This is a genomic window from Shewanella sp. Koi 1 (genome assembly GCF_052907445.1).
The window spans coordinates 3,415,724-3,432,988 of the sequence record NZ_JBREJM010000001.1; the positions used below are offsets into that span (position 1 = coordinate 3,415,724).

General features: G+C 48.2%; 13 protein-coding genes. 4 read left to right on the forward strand and 9 right to left on the reverse strand.

From position 1 onward, the window contains the following. Window positions 1-44: 44 nt before the first annotated feature. From phrB to ACUZ8J_RS15125, 3 genes are all read right to left on the reverse strand, one after another. On the reverse strand, window positions 45-1,526 hold the full coding sequence (gene phrB, locus ACUZ8J_RS15115; protein WP_446694270.1) for a deoxyribodipyrimidine photo-lyase: 1,482 nt from the start codon (window positions 1,524-1,526) through the stop codon (window positions 45-47). Beyond that, the gene (locus ACUZ8J_RS15120) at window positions 1,516-2,604 is read right to left on the reverse strand and encodes a MerR family transcriptional regulator (protein ID WP_446694271.1); all 1,089 of its coding nucleotides are present in this window, start codon (window positions 2,602-2,604) and stop codon (window positions 1,516-1,518) included. The genes phrB and ACUZ8J_RS15120 overlap by 11 nt, the downstream gene beginning before the upstream one ends. A gap of 74 nt (window positions 2,605-2,678) precedes the next feature. Continuing rightward, entirely contained in the window at window positions 2,679-3,632 is a 954-nt protein-coding gene (locus tag ACUZ8J_RS15125; protein ID WP_446694272.1) for a YbgA family protein, read from the reverse strand. A 201-nt stretch (window positions 3,633-3,833) separates the two neighbouring features. Between ACUZ8J_RS15125 and ACUZ8J_RS15130 the strand changes: the two genes are divergently transcribed. Beyond that, the gene (locus ACUZ8J_RS15130) at window positions 3,834-4,343 is read left to right on the forward strand and encodes a hypothetical protein (protein WP_126512732.1); all 510 of its coding nucleotides are present in this window, start codon (window positions 3,834-3,836) and stop codon (window positions 4,341-4,343) included. Window positions 4,344-4,611: 268 nt separating this feature from the next. On the opposite strand, the gene ACUZ8J_RS15135 is transcribed toward ACUZ8J_RS15130, so the two are convergent. Both ACUZ8J_RS15135 and ACUZ8J_RS15140 read right to left on the reverse strand, forming a co-directional pair. Continuing rightward, on the reverse strand, window positions 4,612-5,841 hold the full coding sequence (locus ACUZ8J_RS15135; RefSeq protein WP_446694273.1) for a DEAD/DEAH box helicase: 1,230 nt from the start codon (window positions 5,839-5,841) through the stop codon (window positions 4,612-4,614). Window positions 5,842-5,969: 128 nt separating this feature from the next. Then, on the reverse strand, window positions 5,970-8,606 hold the full coding sequence (locus ACUZ8J_RS15140; RefSeq protein WP_446694274.1) for an EAL domain-containing protein: 2,637 nt from the start codon (window positions 8,604-8,606) through the stop codon (window positions 5,970-5,972). Window positions 8,607-9,022: 416 nt separating this feature from the next. Between ACUZ8J_RS15140 and ACUZ8J_RS15145 the strand changes: the two genes are divergently transcribed. Beyond that, entirely contained in the window at window positions 9,023-11,440 is a 2,418-nt protein-coding gene (locus tag ACUZ8J_RS15145; protein WP_249554463.1) for a Lon protease family protein, read from the forward strand. A 67-nt stretch (window positions 11,441-11,507) separates the two neighbouring features. Here the strand turns inward: ACUZ8J_RS15145 and ACUZ8J_RS15150 are convergent, their stop codons facing one another. Then, window positions 11,508-12,575 carry an alkene reductase gene (locus ACUZ8J_RS15150; RefSeq protein WP_126512726.1) on the reverse strand — a complete coding sequence of 356 codons (1,068 nt, stop codon included), beginning with the start codon at window positions 12,573-12,575 and terminating at the stop codon, window positions 11,508-11,510. A gap of 128 nt (window positions 12,576-12,703) precedes the next feature. On the opposite strand from ACUZ8J_RS15150, the gene ACUZ8J_RS15155 reads away from it, so the two are divergent. Next, complete coding sequence (locus tag ACUZ8J_RS15155; RefSeq protein ID WP_011621945.1) at window positions 12,704-13,285, forward strand: TetR/AcrR family transcriptional regulator; 582 nt, start codon at window positions 12,704-12,706, stop codon at window positions 13,283-13,285. 105 nt (window positions 13,286-13,390) lie between these two features. Here ACUZ8J_RS15155 and ACUZ8J_RS15160 read toward each other — a convergent pair whose 3' ends face one another. Beyond that, window positions 13,391-13,615, reverse strand: a complete 225-nt coding sequence (locus ACUZ8J_RS15160) for a TIGR02922 family protein (RefSeq protein WP_011621944.1) — start codon at window positions 13,613-13,615, stop codon at window positions 13,391-13,393. A 315-nt stretch (window positions 13,616-13,930) separates the two neighbouring features. Further along, window positions 13,931-15,502, reverse strand: coding sequence for a methyl-accepting chemotaxis protein (locus tag ACUZ8J_RS15165; RefSeq protein ID WP_446694275.1), 1,572 nt, complete (start codon window positions 15,500-15,502; stop codon window positions 13,931-13,933). Window positions 15,503-15,892: 390 nt separating this feature from the next. Here ACUZ8J_RS15165 and ACUZ8J_RS15170 point away from each other — a divergent pair, with 390 nt between their 5' ends. Beyond that, window positions 15,893-16,615 (forward strand): YebC/PmpR family DNA-binding transcriptional regulator, encoded by a 723-nt coding sequence (locus tag ACUZ8J_RS15170; protein ID WP_011716250.1) that lies wholly within the window; start codon window positions 15,893-15,895, stop codon window positions 16,613-16,615. Window positions 16,616-16,670: 55 nt separating this feature from the next. Here ACUZ8J_RS15170 and ACUZ8J_RS15175 read toward each other — a convergent pair whose 3' ends face one another. Further along, window positions 16,671-17,216 (reverse strand): cysteine hydrolase family protein, encoded by a 546-nt coding sequence (locus ACUZ8J_RS15175; RefSeq protein ID WP_446694276.1) that lies wholly within the window; start codon window positions 17,214-17,216, stop codon window positions 16,671-16,673. Window positions 17,217-17,265: the final 49 nt, after the last annotated feature.

Here is a 17,265-nt window from a genome sequence, read left to right on the forward strand (position 1 = left end):
CAGATAACTCCCTAAGGGATAAGTTGTAAGGTTGAGCCTATGGCCTAGGCCTTTTTCAGCACCCCAAGTACCGCTAGCGCCCTCGCCCTTGCCGCATTGTGCTCCACAATTGCATAGGGATAAGCCGAGTCAGACTCCAGCGTTGGCACCTCAAATAACGAAGGCGTTTTTTGCATATTGGGTTGGTGCAAACGCTTGATTCCCCAAGATGCCAGCTCTGGTAAGTACTTACGGATAAAGCTGCCATCTGGATCAAACTTTTCGCTCTGGCTGATAGGATTAAAAATGCGGAAATAAGGCTGGGCATCGCAGCCACAGCCCGCCGACCATTGCCAGCCACCGTTATTAGCCGCCAGATCGCCGTCGATAAGATGCTGTCGGAAGTAACGCTCCCCCCAGCGCCAATCGATAAGCAAGTGTTTGGTTAAAAAGCTCGCCACCACCATGCGCAGCCGATTATGCATCCAGCCGGTTTGATTAAGCTGGCGCATCGCCGCATCTACAATCGGGTAACCCGTTTTGCCCTCGCACCATGCCAAAAACTCAGCTTGGTTGTTGCGCCACTGCACATGGTCGGCCTGACGATTAAAGTTGTGCCCCTTGGATAAATCTGGAAACGCGACTAACAAATGGCGATAAAACTCCCTCCAGATCAGCTCATTCAACCAGGTTCGCCCAGGGCTAGTATCATCGACAATCACCTCGGGAAAACGCCCAAGCAGCGCCGCGATACATTGCCTTGGGCTCAGCACGCCCAGCGCCAAATAAGGGGAGATAACACTGGTGCCATCGAGAGCAGGAAAGTCCCTATCCTGTTTATAGTCTTGGGCTTTTTGCTGAATAAATGCGGTAAGAATACGCTTTGCCTGCCCCTCTCCCGCCGCCCATTGCTCGCTCGAGGTTAGCTTGCTGGTGAATGGGAAACGTTCTTTAAAACTGATTGGCTTTGGTTCAGGTAACATAGGGCTAAGCGGCGCAGGTACAGCAAGTGGCAAAATGGCGCGCTTGGCGGCAACTTCTCGCCACTTGCGGCTAAAGGGCGTGAACACTTTATACATATCACCGCTTAAGTTAAGCACTGTGCCCGGCGGTAATAGGCAATGCTCGTCGCTGAGCACCAAGGGGATACCTGCATCGAGACAGGCTTGGTCGCGCTTTTGCTCGTTGATTTCAGGTTCTCGTCCCGCGAACACCCGCTCAACGCCAAGCTTTTCGCAGTAACTCGCTAAAAAAGCGGGCACCTCTTTAAAGCTATCGAGTTGAATAAGCTCAAATTCAATCCCTAGGCTTGCGAGTCCTTGGGCGAGCAAATTCACATGCCGCTGGATAAAATCAATCTGGATCGGCGCCATATCGTGGCTGAGCCATTGGCTCGGAGTCGCAATATAAATCGCCCTGAGTTTTGCGCCAGACACTTGCCGCACCCAATCACAGGCAGCCGTCAGCGCTTGGTTATCCGTTAGGCGCAGATCCTGGCGAAACCACATCAACGCGTGCTTTGCCGCTTGGGGTTGATTATCGCTCATCGGCTTGCCCTCCTTGCTCCGCTTCGACCGCATTTTTGTTCTTACGTAGCTGTTTCTTCTGTTGCTCTTTTGCCGCCGAAACTTGGCTAACCCATTCAGCCAAGTCTGGCGCCATAAACGCCGATAAGGCCGTGAGAGTCGGTGCAAAGGGGCCGATGAGATAACAGGAAAGTGGCATTTGCTCGAGAAAGCTTTGCAGCTCGAAGATTTTCGATGGTGGATGATTCGCCTCAGGCACTAGCAAGAGAGCGTCCACCTTGAGCCGATTATTGATAAGCCCAAGGCTTGTAGTGTCGAGTACACCAAGATCAATGACAGACACTCTTAACTCGGCCAGTTCTAAGCGTAAAACCAGACTATACAAGCGATTAGTCATACTAGAGTTATTAATACTAGAGCTACTTATGCTTGAGTTGCTTACGCTAGAGTGAGTCATGTTCGAATGACCCGCGTGCAGCTCTGCCGTTTTTTGCCCTTGGATAGATGGCAAACACACGACACCTATTTGCGCCAAACTGGCCTGCCCGGCAAAACTGGCGCGCCCTCCGATGCGACTGGCTAACTCGCTTTCTAACCATGCAAGCAACAGCTCGGCATCTAAACGAGGCTCAAGCAAAGCAGGTAACTGCGCCATCCAAGCCAGCAACAATTTTTGTTTCACTAATTGAAAGGGATATAAGCCAAGGGCTTCATCAAGGATTTGGTGCAGCTTTGGTTGATCCAGTTCAAACAGCGCACTATTTAAAGCTGTGATCAGCTCCTGCCACAAATCCCCCTCTTGCAATGGGCTGCTATCAGCTTCGGTCGCAAGCGCCGAACTCATCAGTAACGGTTTGACCTTACTGATGGCGACGCCCTTGGCTAACCATGCATTGATCTCATGGATTTGTTGAATATTTTCAGGAGTGTATAACCTATGGCCCTTAGGCGTACGCGCAGGGATGACCAGCCCAAAGCGCCGTTGCCATGCTCTTAACGTTACCGCGTTAACCCCAGTCAGTAGCGACACTTCCCCTATCGGGAGTAGCTCGCGACTCTCGAGGTTTTCGGCCTCAGTCTTTGAATCATGTTTTTTCATGTAAATCACTTAACTCGTTAATCTTAATCCATTATCTAATCGTTCAAGTGCGTATTTTCGCCAGCTAACTGTGATTAATAGGCATAGCGCAGCTTTAATTCCTCGGGATGGGGATTTAAGTACACTTGATCCTCAATATAGGGGGTGGGAAATTGGCGCAAATAGTGGTTAATCAAAGTGATAGGCACCAGCAAAGGGAGAAGCCCTTGGCGATATTTCATAATCATTTCAGACAATTCTAACTTCTGTTCCTTATTCAAATGCTTTTTAAAATAGCCCTGAATATGTTGTAAGGTGCTGGTATGGTTTCGACGGGTCGCATTGATTTTTAAGGCGGTCATAAAGCCCGCAAAATAGCGCTCGGCGGTTTGATCTAAGTCTTCAATATTGGCCACAATCGGCCCAAGCTCGCGGTACCATTTGGGGCTATGGGCCATCAACAAATACTTATAGCGGGAATGAAACTTCACTAACTTGTGCTTGGTTAGGCCCTCATGACACATCTTGTGCCAGTCGTGATAGGCATAGACTCGGGTAAAAAAGTTTTCCCGCAGTACCATATCGTGCAAGCGACCTTCTTCCTCGACGGGGAGATAGGGGTAGCGTTCCATTAATTTACGGGCAAACACCCCAATGCCTGATTTAGTGCCATTATTGGTACCGATTTTGTACTCGGTCACCCGTTCCATACCGCAGGTCGGCGATTTGGCACAGAGTAAGTAACCGCCTAAAAAGCTTAATTCCTCAACCTTTTGCTCGCTAAAGCGATTGAGTTTGTCGGTGACATCTAAGCTGCCATCACCGCTCTGCACTCGGATCTGCTCACCATCGCGCACTAATCGAATGCTTTTTCGCGGTGCACCTAGGCCAATCGCCATTTCTGGACACAAGGGGACATAATCAAAAAAGGGGGCAATCTCCTGATTACAATAGGAAGAATTTTTATGCCCACCGTCAAAGCGCACCTTCTCCCCTAATAGGCAGGCACTGATCCCAATTTGAATTCGCTGCGGATTAAACTTGTACATAATGCTATTCCTTGTATCACTTTGAATAATATTACGGACCATTCTTGTACAAGGATCAAGTTTTTGTACAAATTTTTATAAAAATTTTCTGACGCTAAAAATCCAACGAAAGTCGCTAGGGCTTGGCCTTGATATTGCTTAGTTTATTCGCCCCATTGGCGCGGCATCAGGAAGTAAACATCAACGAGGGAGAATAAGGAAATGACTGTCATCAATCCCAATAGCTATGCAGCCATTGCACTAAGCCAGCTAAAATCGGCTCAGACTCAACAAACGCAGGGCGTACCAAGCACTTCGGAAAGTTCGAGCCCTCAAATGACAGCTCCGCAAGATACTGTCACCCTATCGGGCGGCGTGACTCGAAGCGCTGAAACCAGTGATACCTATAGCCAGCTTGCGCCCAATGCCAAACAACATTACACCAGCAATGTGCAAAATATTGCCGGTACAGAAGAGAGCGCAAAACCCGAAGACAGATTAGCGGAGGCCATGCAGGCAATCCTCGATAAACGCACCGGAGTCGACAGGGAAAAACTGAAGCAACTAGAAGAAGAAATGGCGAAAATTGCCGCCAATGACAGCTTATCCGAGGAAGAAAAGGCCAAGCAGATAGCGCTACTCGAAGCCCAAAAAGCCGAGCTAATTAAAGAAGCAACTGAAAAAAATGAAGAGCGGCAACGCAATAACCAAGCTGAAGTCTATTTTAGTTAATGCTTAATATTTTGCGCTAAGAACCTGAAAAATAAGACCTTGATAAGCAAGTCACTAGACACACAATGAGCGAGATGCGACCCCAAATGCCATCGGTAGCGTGAGAACCGTGAAAGATAAGTAAACTGCCGCGCAAGATAACGGCGGAGTCGTCAACGGTTGAAAAACAAAAATCCGCCCCATCTCTGGGGCGGATAAGTATCTAAATCAGGACTTTTGATAACGCTTTCAACCCACAAGTTAAGCCATACCCGTTAGCAAACTAGCGTTACCGTTTCTTGCCACCTAAGGCGCGCTTCTTAGCTCGCTGTTTTTGAGCCGCTTTACTATTGCGTCTTGGCTCGGGTTCCATTTTATTAAAATCAGGTTCAAAGCCGGGATACCATTGCTGCGGCAGGCGTTTATCGAGCAATGCTTCTACCTCTTCAAGCAGCAACGCATCCTCTTGGCTAAAGAGCGTAATCGCCAAACCAGCACTACCCGCACGCCCAGTGCGACCGATACGGTGGATATAATCTTCGGCAATAAAGGGCAGTTCGAAGTTAATTACATACTGCAAGTCGGCAATATCGAGGCCACGAGCGGCAACATCGGTCGCGACTAAAACCTGCACTAGTCCTTGTTTAAAATCCTTTAAAACCTTCTCCCTTGCGCCTTGGGATAAGTCACCGTGAAATGCCTGCGTTGCCACCCCGAGTTGATTGAGCTGAGTGGTCAGCTTATCGACACCCTGCTTAGTGCGGCTAAAAATCAGCACTTGCTGCCAATTTTTACTGCGTACTAAATGGCTGACAAACTCGGTTTTACGGTCACTGTCGATGGCATAAACCCGCTGCTCCACCTGTGCGGCCGTGGTATTGCGTTTCGCGACTTCGATAAGCTTAGGATCACGCAACAGGTTTTTACTGAAACCGAAAATCGAATCGTCTAAGGTGGCCGAGAACAGCAATGTCTGTCGCTGCGCAGGCACTTGCTTGAGCACGGCTTTGATTTCATCCATAAATCCCATATCGAGCATACGGTCGGCTTCATCAAATACCAGCACACTCAAACGCTTAAGATTAAGTGCCCCTTGACGCAGGTGATCGAGCAGGCGCCCAGGCGTCGCGATAAGCACATCGATACCGGCCTTAAATTCGGCTTGCTGAGCCTCGATACTCACGCCGCCGTAGGCAATCCCGACACGAATATCCGTGCCTTTGGCATATTTAACAAAACTCTGCTGCACTTGCACCGCTAACTCACGAGTCGGCACTAGCACTAAGGCTCGAATATCTTTAGGTGCATCTTGGCTTTGGTTATCGAGGAGTAATTGCTGCAAAATCGGGAGAGCAAAGGCTGCGGTTTTCCCTGTTCCCGTTTGTGCACCCGCCATCACATCCTGTTTTGCCAAAATAGCGGGAATGGCTTCAATTTGGATAGGCGTGGGCTGCTGATAGCCAAGTTCGGCTAAGGTATTCACTAACTGAGAATGTAAGGAAAGCGCGCTAAAAGACATGGAAGATCACCAAAAACAATAATGGCACCATGTTAACAGACAGCCGCTAGAGCGACCAGTTGCATTGCATCTGTCAGTTGCTCACGGCGTTAATCGTGCCTAATCAGCCTGATGATCGATAGGCACGCTTAGGCTTTCGCTAAAAACGCCTCAACATCCGCAGGTAATAGCGGACGGCTGAAGAGATACCCCTGCGCCTGATCACAGAGGTTTTGGGTTAAAAACTCGGCCTGTGCTTGAGTCTCAACCCCTTCTGCCACTATCTCTAACTTGAGCGCATGCCCTAGGGCAATTACGGCTTTAGCGATAGCGGTATTGTTGGTGTCGAAGGGAATATCCCGTACAAAGGATTGGTCGATTTTAAGCTTATGAATCGGCAGTTTTTTCAGATAGTTAAGAGAGGAATAACCTGTTCCAAAATCATCGACCGAAAGCTCAATGCCAAGATCCCCTAGCAGCTTTAAGTCGCGAATCGCCACATCGGGATTGTGCATCATCACGCTTTCAGTCACTTCAAGCTCAAGGCAAGTGGCGGGCAATCCTGTTTGTGTCAGGATGCGTTTTACATCCTCAACAAAGGAGCTACGTTGTAGCTGTTGTCCGGCAACGTTAACGGCGATTCGGCCAAAGGGTTTCCCCTCGGCAAGCCAACGCACACCTTGAAGGCAAGCGGTTTCGAGCACCCACAAACCAATGTCGTAAATCAGCCCGATTTTCTCGGCGACGGGAATAAACACCCCTGGGGAAATTTGCCCTAATATCGGGTCATTCCAACGCAGTAGCGCCTCAACCCCTATGGTTTTACGGCTGACTAAATCCAATTTAGGCTGATACATCAAATACAAAGCGTTCTGCTCAAGGGCGCCATAAAGTGCGCTCTGCAGTTTTAGATGCTCAAAGGATTGCTTAGTGAGCGACTCAGTGTAAAAAGCAAAGTTATTGCGACCTTCACTCTTCGCCCGATACATGGCGGCATCGGCGTTACGCAGCAAAGTATCGGCATTACTGCCATCATCGGGATAGATGGACACTCCCATACTGGCGGTCAGACGCAGATGATCCCCAGTACTCACCACAAAGGGCTGTTCAAAGACTTGGCGTAATTGGTTAATGGCCGCTGCGGCATCCTCATGGCTTTGAATGCCCGAGATCAGCGCCACAAACTCATCGCCGCCAATTCGCGACAACACATCTTGCTCTTGCAGCTGACTGCGTAACCTCTTAGCAAGCTCCACCAGCATTTCATCGCCAATACTGTGGCCGAAACTGTCGTTGATATGTTTAAACAAATCCACATCAATAAACACTGTGGCTAGTTGGGCATTGAGCCTTTTTGTATGTCTGAGTTCCTGTTTGAGCTGCATCATCAGCTTCATGCGGTTTGGCAGATGGGTCAAAGGATCGAAATAAGCTAAATGGGCTAGCTGGGCCTCGCTCTGCTTTTGAGCGGAAATATCGGAAAATACCGCCACAAAATAGCGCACATCACCTAACTCATCATAAATGGTGCTGATGGTGATATTTTGCGGGAAGATAGTGCCATCCTTGCGGCGATTCCAAATTTCGCCATTCCACTTACCCGTCTCGAGTAAGTGATTCCACATGGCATCGAAAAAGGCTTTCTCGTGGCGACCCGAGTTAAATAATCGTGGATTTTGGCCGAGCAACTCTTCCCGCGAGTAGCCAGTGATTTCATAGAAGGCACCATTCACATCGGTGATATTGCCGTGCCTGTCGGTGATCACCACACCTTCGAGGGTATGTTTAAACACATTAGTCGCCAGCGTGAGCTGCTCTTCCACCTCTTTATGCTTGGAGATATTGCGGGTCATGCCAATGACACCTGCAAGCGCGCCCTCAGAGGTCATGGCAGGAATTTTAAGGGTTTCTAACCACAAGTGTTTATTCTGTTTTTCACCGTCTAAACACTCGGCGACGATAATCGGTGTCCCCGCTTCAATCGCGAGCCTGTCACCATTGAGAAAAATCTCGGCGATTTCTTTACCAAAAAGGTCTTCGTCCGTCTTGCCAACAATTTCACTGCGGGGCAACTCCCAGGCTTTCTCCACACTGTGGTTGCAAATGGTATAAATACCTTGGGTATTTTTGACCCAAATATGCTCTTCAAAACTATCGATAAAGGTTTGTAAGTCAATCACATCGGGCGCATAGACTTGCCCACGCTGCATATCCAACGCCTGTTTTTGCAGCTTTAGCCACTCGCTCAAATTAAGTTGCAGGCTATTGACCGTTAGAGATGCAAGTTGCAACGCCCTATCCCCTAAATGTAGAGGATCGCTGTGATATACACATAAGACGCCAAAATGCGCCCCCGAGGTCCAAAGGATCGGCAGGTAAATTAAGCTCCCAAGCCCAGTGTCGCACCATTGCTGGTTCGCGCTGATATCTTGGATAAGGGCGTGCTGATAGGCACTGCCGCTGCGGATATCCTCAGGCAGATTTACCTGATGGTGGCTAAAAGTACGTGATTCATTAAAGGGGTTATCAGCAGCGTCTGCTGAGGAAGCGACTTTGACTTTAGGAGTGGCATTTTGATGTAAGGTTAAATGTGCTTGGAGATTAAAATGCCTAATAAGGGCTTCAATATCAGCCAATTGGCATTGTGCTGACTGTACAAGTAGGCGATAGTCACCCGCCGCGCTGGCTTGTAAAATCACCGCATGCGACTGCGTCATATCGGCAATCAACTGCAAGTCGTTTGCCCAATCCGTCAACTGTTTTTGTGAAATTGCAACATCAATCATAAGCTTGCTTACTGTAGCCTCTACAATTCCATTTTATTGAGGACATCACTCGCCCTCACCTTCACACGCCGCAATCCAGCCTTGATAGCCACCAGCTTAGATTCATCGCTTTAAGCGTTTCTACGCGCTAACCCGCACAGCATCTGGGTAGATATTACCGCAGACACTCAATCATCGTCATTCACTAATACATAAATATTTGACTCAATCGCCGATTACTTTGTTTCAAATAACGCTCCGAGGAAACCAGCAAATCTAACACAATGAAAAGCAATGCTTTTTCATCTTGTCGTTCTGCAAAAAACCATGTATCAGCCACAACACTGATTTAAATACAAATTACCGCCTTTTGATTGACAACAACATTATCCTATTGTCTACAATGGAAATAATCAGGATGAAAAACAAGGATCTCTATGCCTACCGTGCCCACAGCAACACCCGCCATCCCGTTAACGAGTCAACAGCTTTATCGTAAATCCGAACTTAAACAGCTTAACCCTGAGTGTCAGTCTACCGCTCAGCTCACGCCACTCGATGATATTGTTGGGCAGGAACGTGCCCAACAGGCGGTGGAATTCGCCATGGGGATCAAGGAAAAGGGCTATAACATTTATGCTATTGGTCAAAACGGCTTAGGTAAACGCACTATGATGCTGCGTTACCTGAATCGCCATGATCCTATTGAACCGTCACTGTTTGACTGGTGCTATGTGGTTAACTTTGACGATACTCGCAGTCCTAAAGTGCTCAAGCTGACCGCCGGAACGGGGCAAGAGTTTAAAAAGTCCATCGAAAAACTCATGCTAAAACTGGTCAAAGCGCTGCCCTTAGCCTTTGATAACGAAATGTATTATGCCCGAGCTGAAAAGCTCAAAAGCCAACTGGCACAAAAACAAGAAGCCGCGCTGACAGAGCTGAGTGAAGAAGCCAAACAAAAAAACATTAGCCTCAGTTTAACCCTGCAGGGCGATTATCAAATGGTTGCCCTCAATGGCGAAGAGCCCCATGACGAGGTCTCCTTTGGCGCCTTAACCGAAGCCGAGCGCGCCCAGTTTGAAAGCAATATCAATGGGCTCGAAGTTAAACTTCGCGGCATCATTCGCCAAAATACCGAATGGGAAGAAGAGTTTAGCGATACCCAGCAGGAACACGACGAACAAGTCGCTAAAGATGTGCTGGTGCACTTTTTCAAACCCTTGAAAGACAAATACAAACATCAGCCCGAAGTCAGAGCCTTCTTAACGGGGATGCAGTCGGATATTTTAAGTAATTTAGATATTTTCCTTGAGGAGAGTGAGGAACAACTTGCTCTCGCCTACGCCTCCCTTGAAAAGAAAATGCCGCGCCGCTATCAGGTCAACGTCATCGTATGCCAAGGGGAGCAAAAATTCCCGATTGTGGTCGAAGAAAGCCCAAGCTACCACAGCCTGTTTGGCTATGTTGAGAACGCCACCTTTAGGGGCACAGTATTTACCGACTTTTCACTCATCCGCCCAGGAAGCTTACACAAGGCCAACGGTGGCGTGCTGTTGATGGATGCCATAAAAGTGCTGGAGCGCCCCTATGTGTGGGACGGCTTGAAACGCGCACTGCGCTCACGCAAGTTAGATTTAAGTTCCTTAGAGCGGGAAGTCTCACTGTCGGGCACTATCTCATTGGCGCCGGAACCTATTCCCTTAGATGTGAAGATCATTCTGTTTGGGGATCACGAAACCTATCAGCTTTTACAGCATTATGATCCTGATTTTAGTGAGTTATTTAGGGTCACGGCCGATTTTGAAGATGTGATGGACAGAACCGATATCTCGGAGGCACAATATGCACGGTTTATTTCCAGCATAGTCCACGATAACAATATGTTGCACTGTGACCGCAGTGCCATCGCACGGATCATCGAATACAGTTCCCGTGAGGCGCAGGACCAACAAAAGCTGTCGCTGCATTCGGCAAACATCGCCAATCTGCTGAGGGAGTCAAACTTCTGCGCTAAGGCCGCCGCAAGTCAATGTATTGAAAAACAGCACGTTGAGCAGGCACTGAAAAACCAAGAGCAACGGGTCTCACGCCTGCACGACAATATTATGGAGAGCTTTATCAACGGCACGACATTAATCAATACCCACGATAAAGTTGTCGGCCAAATCAATGCATTATCAGTGATATCAACCTCAGATCATCAATTTGGTCTGCCGAATCGTATTACCGCCACCACCGCCTTCGGTAAGGGGGAAGTGCTGGATATTGAGCATAGGGTTAAGCTCGGCGGCCGCATTCACTCTAAAGGAGTGTTAATCCTGACAGCCTATTTGGCTTCGGTCCTTGGTAAAACCGCGCAAATCCCCCTCACCACCTATCTCACCTTCGAGCAATCCTACAGCGGTGTCGATGGTGATAGCGCCTCGATGGCCGAATGCTGCGCCATTATCTCCGCCATCAGTGAGTTGCCCTTAAGGCAGGATATTGCCATTACCGGATCGATGAATCAGTTTGGTGAGGCGCAACCCATCGGCGGCGTAAATGAAAAAATCGAAGGTTTTTTCGATGTGTGTAAGATTAAGGGCCGCTCATCGAGCCAAGGGGTGATTATTCCCGAGTCGAATATAGCAAACCTCATGCTACGCCAAGACATTGTGGAAGCGGTCGAACGTGGAGAATTCTATATTTGGGCGATTAGCCATGTTACCCAAGCGATGGCACTACTCCTGGGTAAAACGGCAGCGACCTTAGGAGGCGATGATGGGAAACACGCAGGCCATTATGCCCCAGAGTGCGTATTTGGGATTGCCCAGCAGAAACTCAATGCCCTGAGGGCGCTCCCTAAAGCCAATTGATAGTTGGACCCAAAGCAAAAAGGGTTAGCTAAGCTAACCCTTTTTTATCGGCAATTGCTGCTCTGAGTTACACCAAGCTTGCCAGCATTTCATCGCTATAGGTCACCAATTCATGACCTTGGCGCACTCTTGCCACATAATCTGGGTTGGCAATAAAGGGGCGACCAATCGCAATTAAATCAAACTTATCGGCGGCAATCGCTTCACTTGCCGATTGGGCGCTGTAACCACCTACACCCACTAAGGTTTTGCCATAGTTAGCACGCACATAGCTAGAAACACGGCCATCTAAGTAATCAAACTCCATGCTGTCGTCGAAGATACCGATATGCACAAAGGCCAGTTCACGTTTTTCAAGCTCAGGTAATAGGTAATCAAACACGGCGCGGTCACGGTTATCGACAGCCATATTGAAATAGGCGCCGGGAGAAATTCGAAGACCGGTTCTGTCTTTACCAATACGCGCCGCAATCGCATCAACCACTTCTAAGGCAAAGCGTGACATATTGGCAGGTGTGCCGCCGTATTCATCGGTACGACGGTTGCTGTCGTGGTGTAAGAATGCATCGATTAGATATCCGTTTGCACCGTGGATCTCAACCCCGTCGAATCCGGCTTCAATCGCGTTTTCGGCCGCTTTAGCATAATCGCGGACTAAGCCCTGAATATCTTCAAGAGTTGCCGCTTTTGGAGTGACATAGGTCAGCTCGCGCATTCTGGGCACACTGCCCTCTACTTTTTCAGCCGAAGGCGCCAGTACATCGCCGCCACCGAAGAAATGTGGGTGCGCGACACGGCCAGTATGCCATAACTGCACAAAAATCTTGCCGCCATTGGCATGTACAGCATCGGTCACTTTACGCCAACCGGCGATCTGCGCTTGATTAAAAATGCCGGGCGTATTTGGGTAACCTTGACCATCAGGGCGAATGATCGTCGCTTCGGAGATAATCAATCCCGCTTCGGCGCGGCGAGCATAGTAAGCCACCATATCATCGGTCGGTACTAAATCCGCATCGGCCATACAGCGCGTTAATGGCGCCATTAAAATACGGTTTTTTAAGGTAATAGTGTCATTAAGTTTGTAGGTATCGAATAAATTACCCACGGAATTCGCTGCATGTTCAATCGTCATTGGTGTTGCCCCATTCTTGAATGTGCATTCAAGATATTCTTATTTGAACGATCATTCAAGAACATTTTTGAATGTTTGTTCAAAATTAGTTAGAATCAGCCCAAGTATCGGTGAGAGGTGAGATTGCAATGCGAAACGCAGAGTTTGATAGGGCGCAGGTGCTCAGGGGGGCGATGGCCGCCTTTATGCACAAGGGATACACCAAAACCAGCATGCAGGATCTGACCCAAGCAACGGGATTACATCCCGGCTCCATTTATTGCGCTTTTAGTAATAAGCGTGGATTGCTGATCGCCGCCATCGAGCAATATCAGCAGGATAGAAACGAGCAGTTCAAGCTTATCTTCTCCAATAGCCGGCCCGTGCTGGGTAATTTAAAGACCTACTTAGACAATATCGTGGTCGAATGTTTAAGCTGCGATAGCCAGCAAGCCTGTTTGCTCACTAAAGCCTTAAATGAAATTGCAGAGCAAGATGATGAAATCCAAAATATTATCAGTCAAAACCTCATGCTTTGGCAGAATGCGCTGACGGCACAATTTGAATTAGCAGCCTCCCAAGGGATGTTGCAAGGCGAGCTTAACAGTGAGCAGCGGGCGCAATACTTGATGATGGGCATTTATGGGTTAAGAACCTTTGCCCATACCCATCCGCAGGCGGAAATCCTGCAGCAATTGGCCGATAAATTGTTTGATGATGTCTGCAGATAAAAACGGCGTGCTTAGTTAGGCAGCCCCTAAAAACGCAAAAAGGACGATAAATCCACTTATCGTCCTTTAAGTTTCAAGTGTTGCCAGTGCTATTTTTCGTTTTTATTAACCTATATTAGCCTGCGCAAATACCCGCTCACCGAGTGAGTTCAATATTTTACACTCACCTTCAAGCACGGCGATGATGGATTTTCCCTTACGAAAACTCGCAGGTATCATCACACGACCGGAATCGCTCACAGGTAAACCTTCTAACACCGCGTTGTGCATAATTAACCCGACTGGCGCGTCATAATACAAAACGGTAACTGTCGCTTGTGTTGCTTGCATAACTTTTAACTCACATTAAGCAGAATCTACTGCTATCGATCAAAGTGGCAAGAGTCTCCCTTCATCTCTTATAACAACAAAACTCCAAGATGCATTTTACCTTTTAAAATCAAAAAACTATAAAAACATCATGCGACAAGCCTAAATACAACCCTTAGGAAAATCTTAGCGCCATGAATATCCAGTTATTTAAGCACTTCGGCAAATAGATGCCAAACTATTTCTATTCTGTTAAGCAAATACGCGCCAAAGATCACAACTAGTCAACATTTTATTCTGCGTCGTTATGCAACAAATTTAGAATAAATACACTAATTAAGATTTCGCCTTAAATCCAACCCTAAAACCGCCCCAATGTTTGCCATTGACATAAATCGGGACAGACAAATCATGCATCACTTCCCCGGTATCTCGCTTATAGGTTTGCAGCAGCACAGGCTCAGTATGGGCGCCGCAGCGTATTCCGGTCGGGTCGTTAAACAAACGCTTAGTGCGATTATGCACCATATCAATTTCCACCTTACCGGTTAAGGCTTGGCTAAAGCGCTTATTGTGGGTTGGGAAATAACCTTTTCTATCCACGGCGCCGGCATACACTATCTCACTGTGCTTGGCGAGGATCGGCTCTTGTATGGCTGGAAAATGTTGATCGGTATAGCGGTCAAAGGCCGTGCTGTACTTTTGTGGCTGAGTATTCGCAATTGGTTGATATTGCGGATTAAACAACTCAGTCTCGGTAAAACTACGATTCGCTAATCCCTGGGAGAGTTTTTCGCCACAGGCTTTAGCCGCTTCATTGGCGAGTAATAACACTTGTTGGTCAAAGGTATGGGTATCCCAATTCGCTAGGGCTCTGAAAATACCCTCAGTGGTTAAAGACAGGGTAAACGCCTGCTCCGAGAGTTTGTGGCTTTGCTTGCCTGTGACGTTAAGGGAGTCGCGGATCTGGCTCACCGAACCGCTTATCTCATTGGTGGTGTGGTTATATTGTTTGAGTGAATCTTCCATATCACCCAGAGCCCGCGCCGAATGGGTAACGGATGTCGAAATGTCGGTAAAATGGCCATCGAGTGTGCCCATTGCCATCACCACATCGGCGGTTTGCGAGACTACCCGCTCCATCAGTCCCGAGGTTTTATCGGTTTCGGCGCGGATCTCGAGCAGCATCTTGCCAATATCTTTGGTTGCGCCCGCCGTTTTGCCCGCAAGGCTGCGGACCTCATCGGCGACCACGGCAAAGCCACGCCCCTGCTCTCCCGCCCGAGCGGCCTCAATGGCAGCATTGAGAGCCAGTAAATTCGTTTGCTCGGCAACAGAGTTAATCACCTCGGTAATTTTTTGAATTTGTTCGGCTTTAGATTTTAGTGCTTGCACCTGCTGTGCGGCGGTATTGATGTCGCCACTGAGGGATTCAATCGCCGATACGCCCTTTTGTGCTTGGGTACGCCCCTGCACACTTAAACGCTCCGCCTCTTGAGTTTGCCCTAAAATATGCGTGGCATTGTCGCCTAACAGCGCCGTGGTATGGCTTAACTGTGACGCCGCCACCGCAATGGCACTGGCATGTTCGCCATTGGACTCGATGGATTTATTTAATAGGTCAATAAAATGTGACACCTCGGCCGAGCCAATCGCAATCTTACTGGTTTGTACGCTGATCTCATGCTCTGGCGAGTTAACTGATTTGAATGCCTTCGTAACTTGCTCAGAGTTGGACGTGTAATGGCTTACTAAGCGCTGCACTATCCACAGCACCCAAGCACAGACAATTCCTCCCAAGATCAGCGCCTGCGTGAAACCAGACAGTGCTATCGCGTTGAGAAGGAGGCTACTGAGTACGACTAAAACAAAGCTGAGCGCAATGGCGACTTTATGTTGTAATTCCATAATGTTTCTCACTGAATACACGCACTAGGGGAGTGAGAGAAGCGGACATTCACTGGCTATCCTTTGCCATTCGATTCGCAAAGCTTTGCGAAATAGGCAAGATCGAGAACGATATAGTGAGTCTATCCCTCTGACTAAATTGAACTATTCGCCCATAGGAAATATAAACTATCTTGCTATCATCAGCACTCTATCACGCTTATGGCATTAGACCTTAGTATAGATATAACCGAATTGCCTATTTCCCCAAGCCAAAAGTGTCAGCAATAAATGCCATCTTAAAATGTGGTATCCATCGCTTTATCCGCAATAATTCCCGCGAGAGTGACTGCACAATCAGACTTAAAACTGCTAATATCGGCGCAATTTTTTTGAGCTAACGAGATCAAGATGGGCAGAGCATATCAAAACCGTAAAGAATCCATGGCGAAAACAGCTGGCCAGAAAACCCGCCTTTACTCGCGCTACGGTAAAGAAATTTACGTAGTCGCCAAGCAAGGTGGCGTTGAGCCAGACGGCAACTTATCACTTCGCCGTTTAATCGAACGCGCTAAGAAAGACCAAGTGCCAGCACACGTTATCGAACGTGCAATCGATAAAGCCAAAGGTGGCGGCGGTGAAGATTATGATACAGCCCGTTATGAAGGTTTCGGCCCAGGTAACTGCATGGTTATCGTGGACTGCTTAACCGACAACGTAAAACGTACCTTCACCGAAGTGCGTCAAGCCTTCGTGAAGAACGATGCCAAACTCGGCACCCCAGGCACTGTGGGCCACATGTTTGATCAATCTGCTGTTTTCGTATTCCCTGGTGAAGACGAAGATGCCATCCTCGAGATCCTGATGATGGCCGATGCCGATGTAAACGACGTCGAAGTGGAAAACGGCATGATCAGCGTTATCGCGCCGCACACTGAGTTCTTCAAAGTGAAAACTGCACTGACCGATGCGATGCCAGACATCAACTTCGAAGTGGAAAACATCACCTTCGTACCACAAAACATGACCCCAGTGTCAGGCGAAGATGTTGCAACCTTCGATAAGTTTATCGCCGCATTAGAAGACTGTGACGACGTACAAAACGTGTATCACAACGCAGACATTCAAGAATAAGTTGATTCTGATATCAAAAAACGCAGCCTAAGGGCTGCGTTTTTGTTTTTGGACATCAACGAAATACGATATCCGCACTCTTAGCTAAACGCACAAAGGCGCCTTGGAGCGTGGCATTGTGGTGAGCAATAATCGCCTCAGCCGAGAGCTGCGCCGTATCCATACAAGTGTGCGCATCGTCGGCTAACACCACCTGCCAGCCAAGTTCAGCCGCAATCCGGCAATTGGTATCGATACAATACTGGGTTTTCATCCCCACTATCACCAACTCGCTGACCCCCTCATGGGTTAACGCCTCTGCTAATCCGGTTTGATAAAAACAACTTGGCTTAGTTTTATCAAAGATATTATCCTGCTGCGGATTAATCGCTAAGGATTCAATCAATTGCCAATTTGCCGTTCCGGCAGCAATGGGGGAACCTTCCGGCCCGGTATGGCGAACTGCCCAAATCGGTGCCCCTGCCTCGCGGGCGTTGGCAATTAACAGATTGATATTATTTAGCACCTGTTCCCGATTAAAGGGCGGCGCATCGGCGTAAAACAGTCCCTGCTGCATATCAATAATTAACAGCGCAGTTTTAGGCAAGCTCATGTTATCCATCACATTCTCCAGCGTTATTGCCCAAAAGACGGAAAAAACAACCCCGCCA

What these genes read in the sequence shown, in the direction of transcription:
- ACUZ8J_RS15140 (WP_446694274.1), bottom strand. Translation starts at nt 8,606, where the DNA reads ATGATTGATGTTGCAATTTCACAAAAACAGTTGACGGATTGGGCAAAC.
- ACUZ8J_RS15155 (WP_011621945.1), top strand. Translation starts at nt 12,704, where the DNA reads ATGCGAAACGCAGAGTTTGATAGGGCGCAGGTGCTCAGGGGGGCGATG.
- ACUZ8J_RS15175 (WP_446694276.1), bottom strand. Translation starts at nt 17,216, where the DNA reads ATGGATAACATGAGCTTGCCTAAAACTGCGCTGTTAATTATTGATATG.
- ACUZ8J_RS15120 (WP_446694271.1), bottom strand. Translation starts at nt 2,604, where the DNA reads ATGAAAAAACATGATTCAAAGACTGAGGCCGAAAACCTCGAGAGTCGC.
- ACUZ8J_RS15125 (WP_446694272.1), bottom strand. Translation starts at nt 3,632, where the DNA reads ATGTACAAGTTTAATCCGCAGCGAATTCAAATTGGGATCAGTGCCTGC.
- ACUZ8J_RS15165 (WP_446694275.1), bottom strand. Translation starts at nt 15,502, where the DNA reads ATGGAATTACAACATAAAGTCGCCATTGCGCTCAGCTTTGTTTTAGTC.
- ACUZ8J_RS15145 (WP_249554463.1), top strand. Translation starts at nt 9,023, where the DNA reads ATGCCTACCGTGCCCACAGCAACACCCGCCATCCCGTTAACGAGTCAA.
- ACUZ8J_RS15130 (WP_126512732.1), top strand. Translation starts at nt 3,834, where the DNA reads ATGACTGTCATCAATCCCAATAGCTATGCAGCCATTGCACTAAGCCAG.
- ACUZ8J_RS15170 (WP_011716250.1), top strand. Translation starts at nt 15,893, where the DNA reads ATGGGCAGAGCATATCAAAACCGTAAAGAATCCATGGCGAAAACAGCT.
- ACUZ8J_RS15150 (WP_126512726.1), bottom strand. Translation starts at nt 12,575, where the DNA reads ATGACGATTGAACATGCAGCGAATTCCGTGGGTAATTTATTCGATACC.
- ACUZ8J_RS15135 (WP_446694273.1), bottom strand. Translation starts at nt 5,841, where the DNA reads ATGTCTTTTAGCGCGCTTTCCTTACATTCTCAGTTAGTGAATACCTTA.
- phrB (WP_446694270.1), bottom strand. Translation starts at nt 1,526, where the DNA reads ATGAGCGATAATCAACCCCAAGCGGCAAAGCACGCGTTGATGTGGTTT.
- ACUZ8J_RS15160 (WP_011621944.1), bottom strand. Translation starts at nt 13,615, where the DNA reads ATGCAAGCAACACAAGCGACAGTTACCGTTTTGTATTATGACGCGCCA.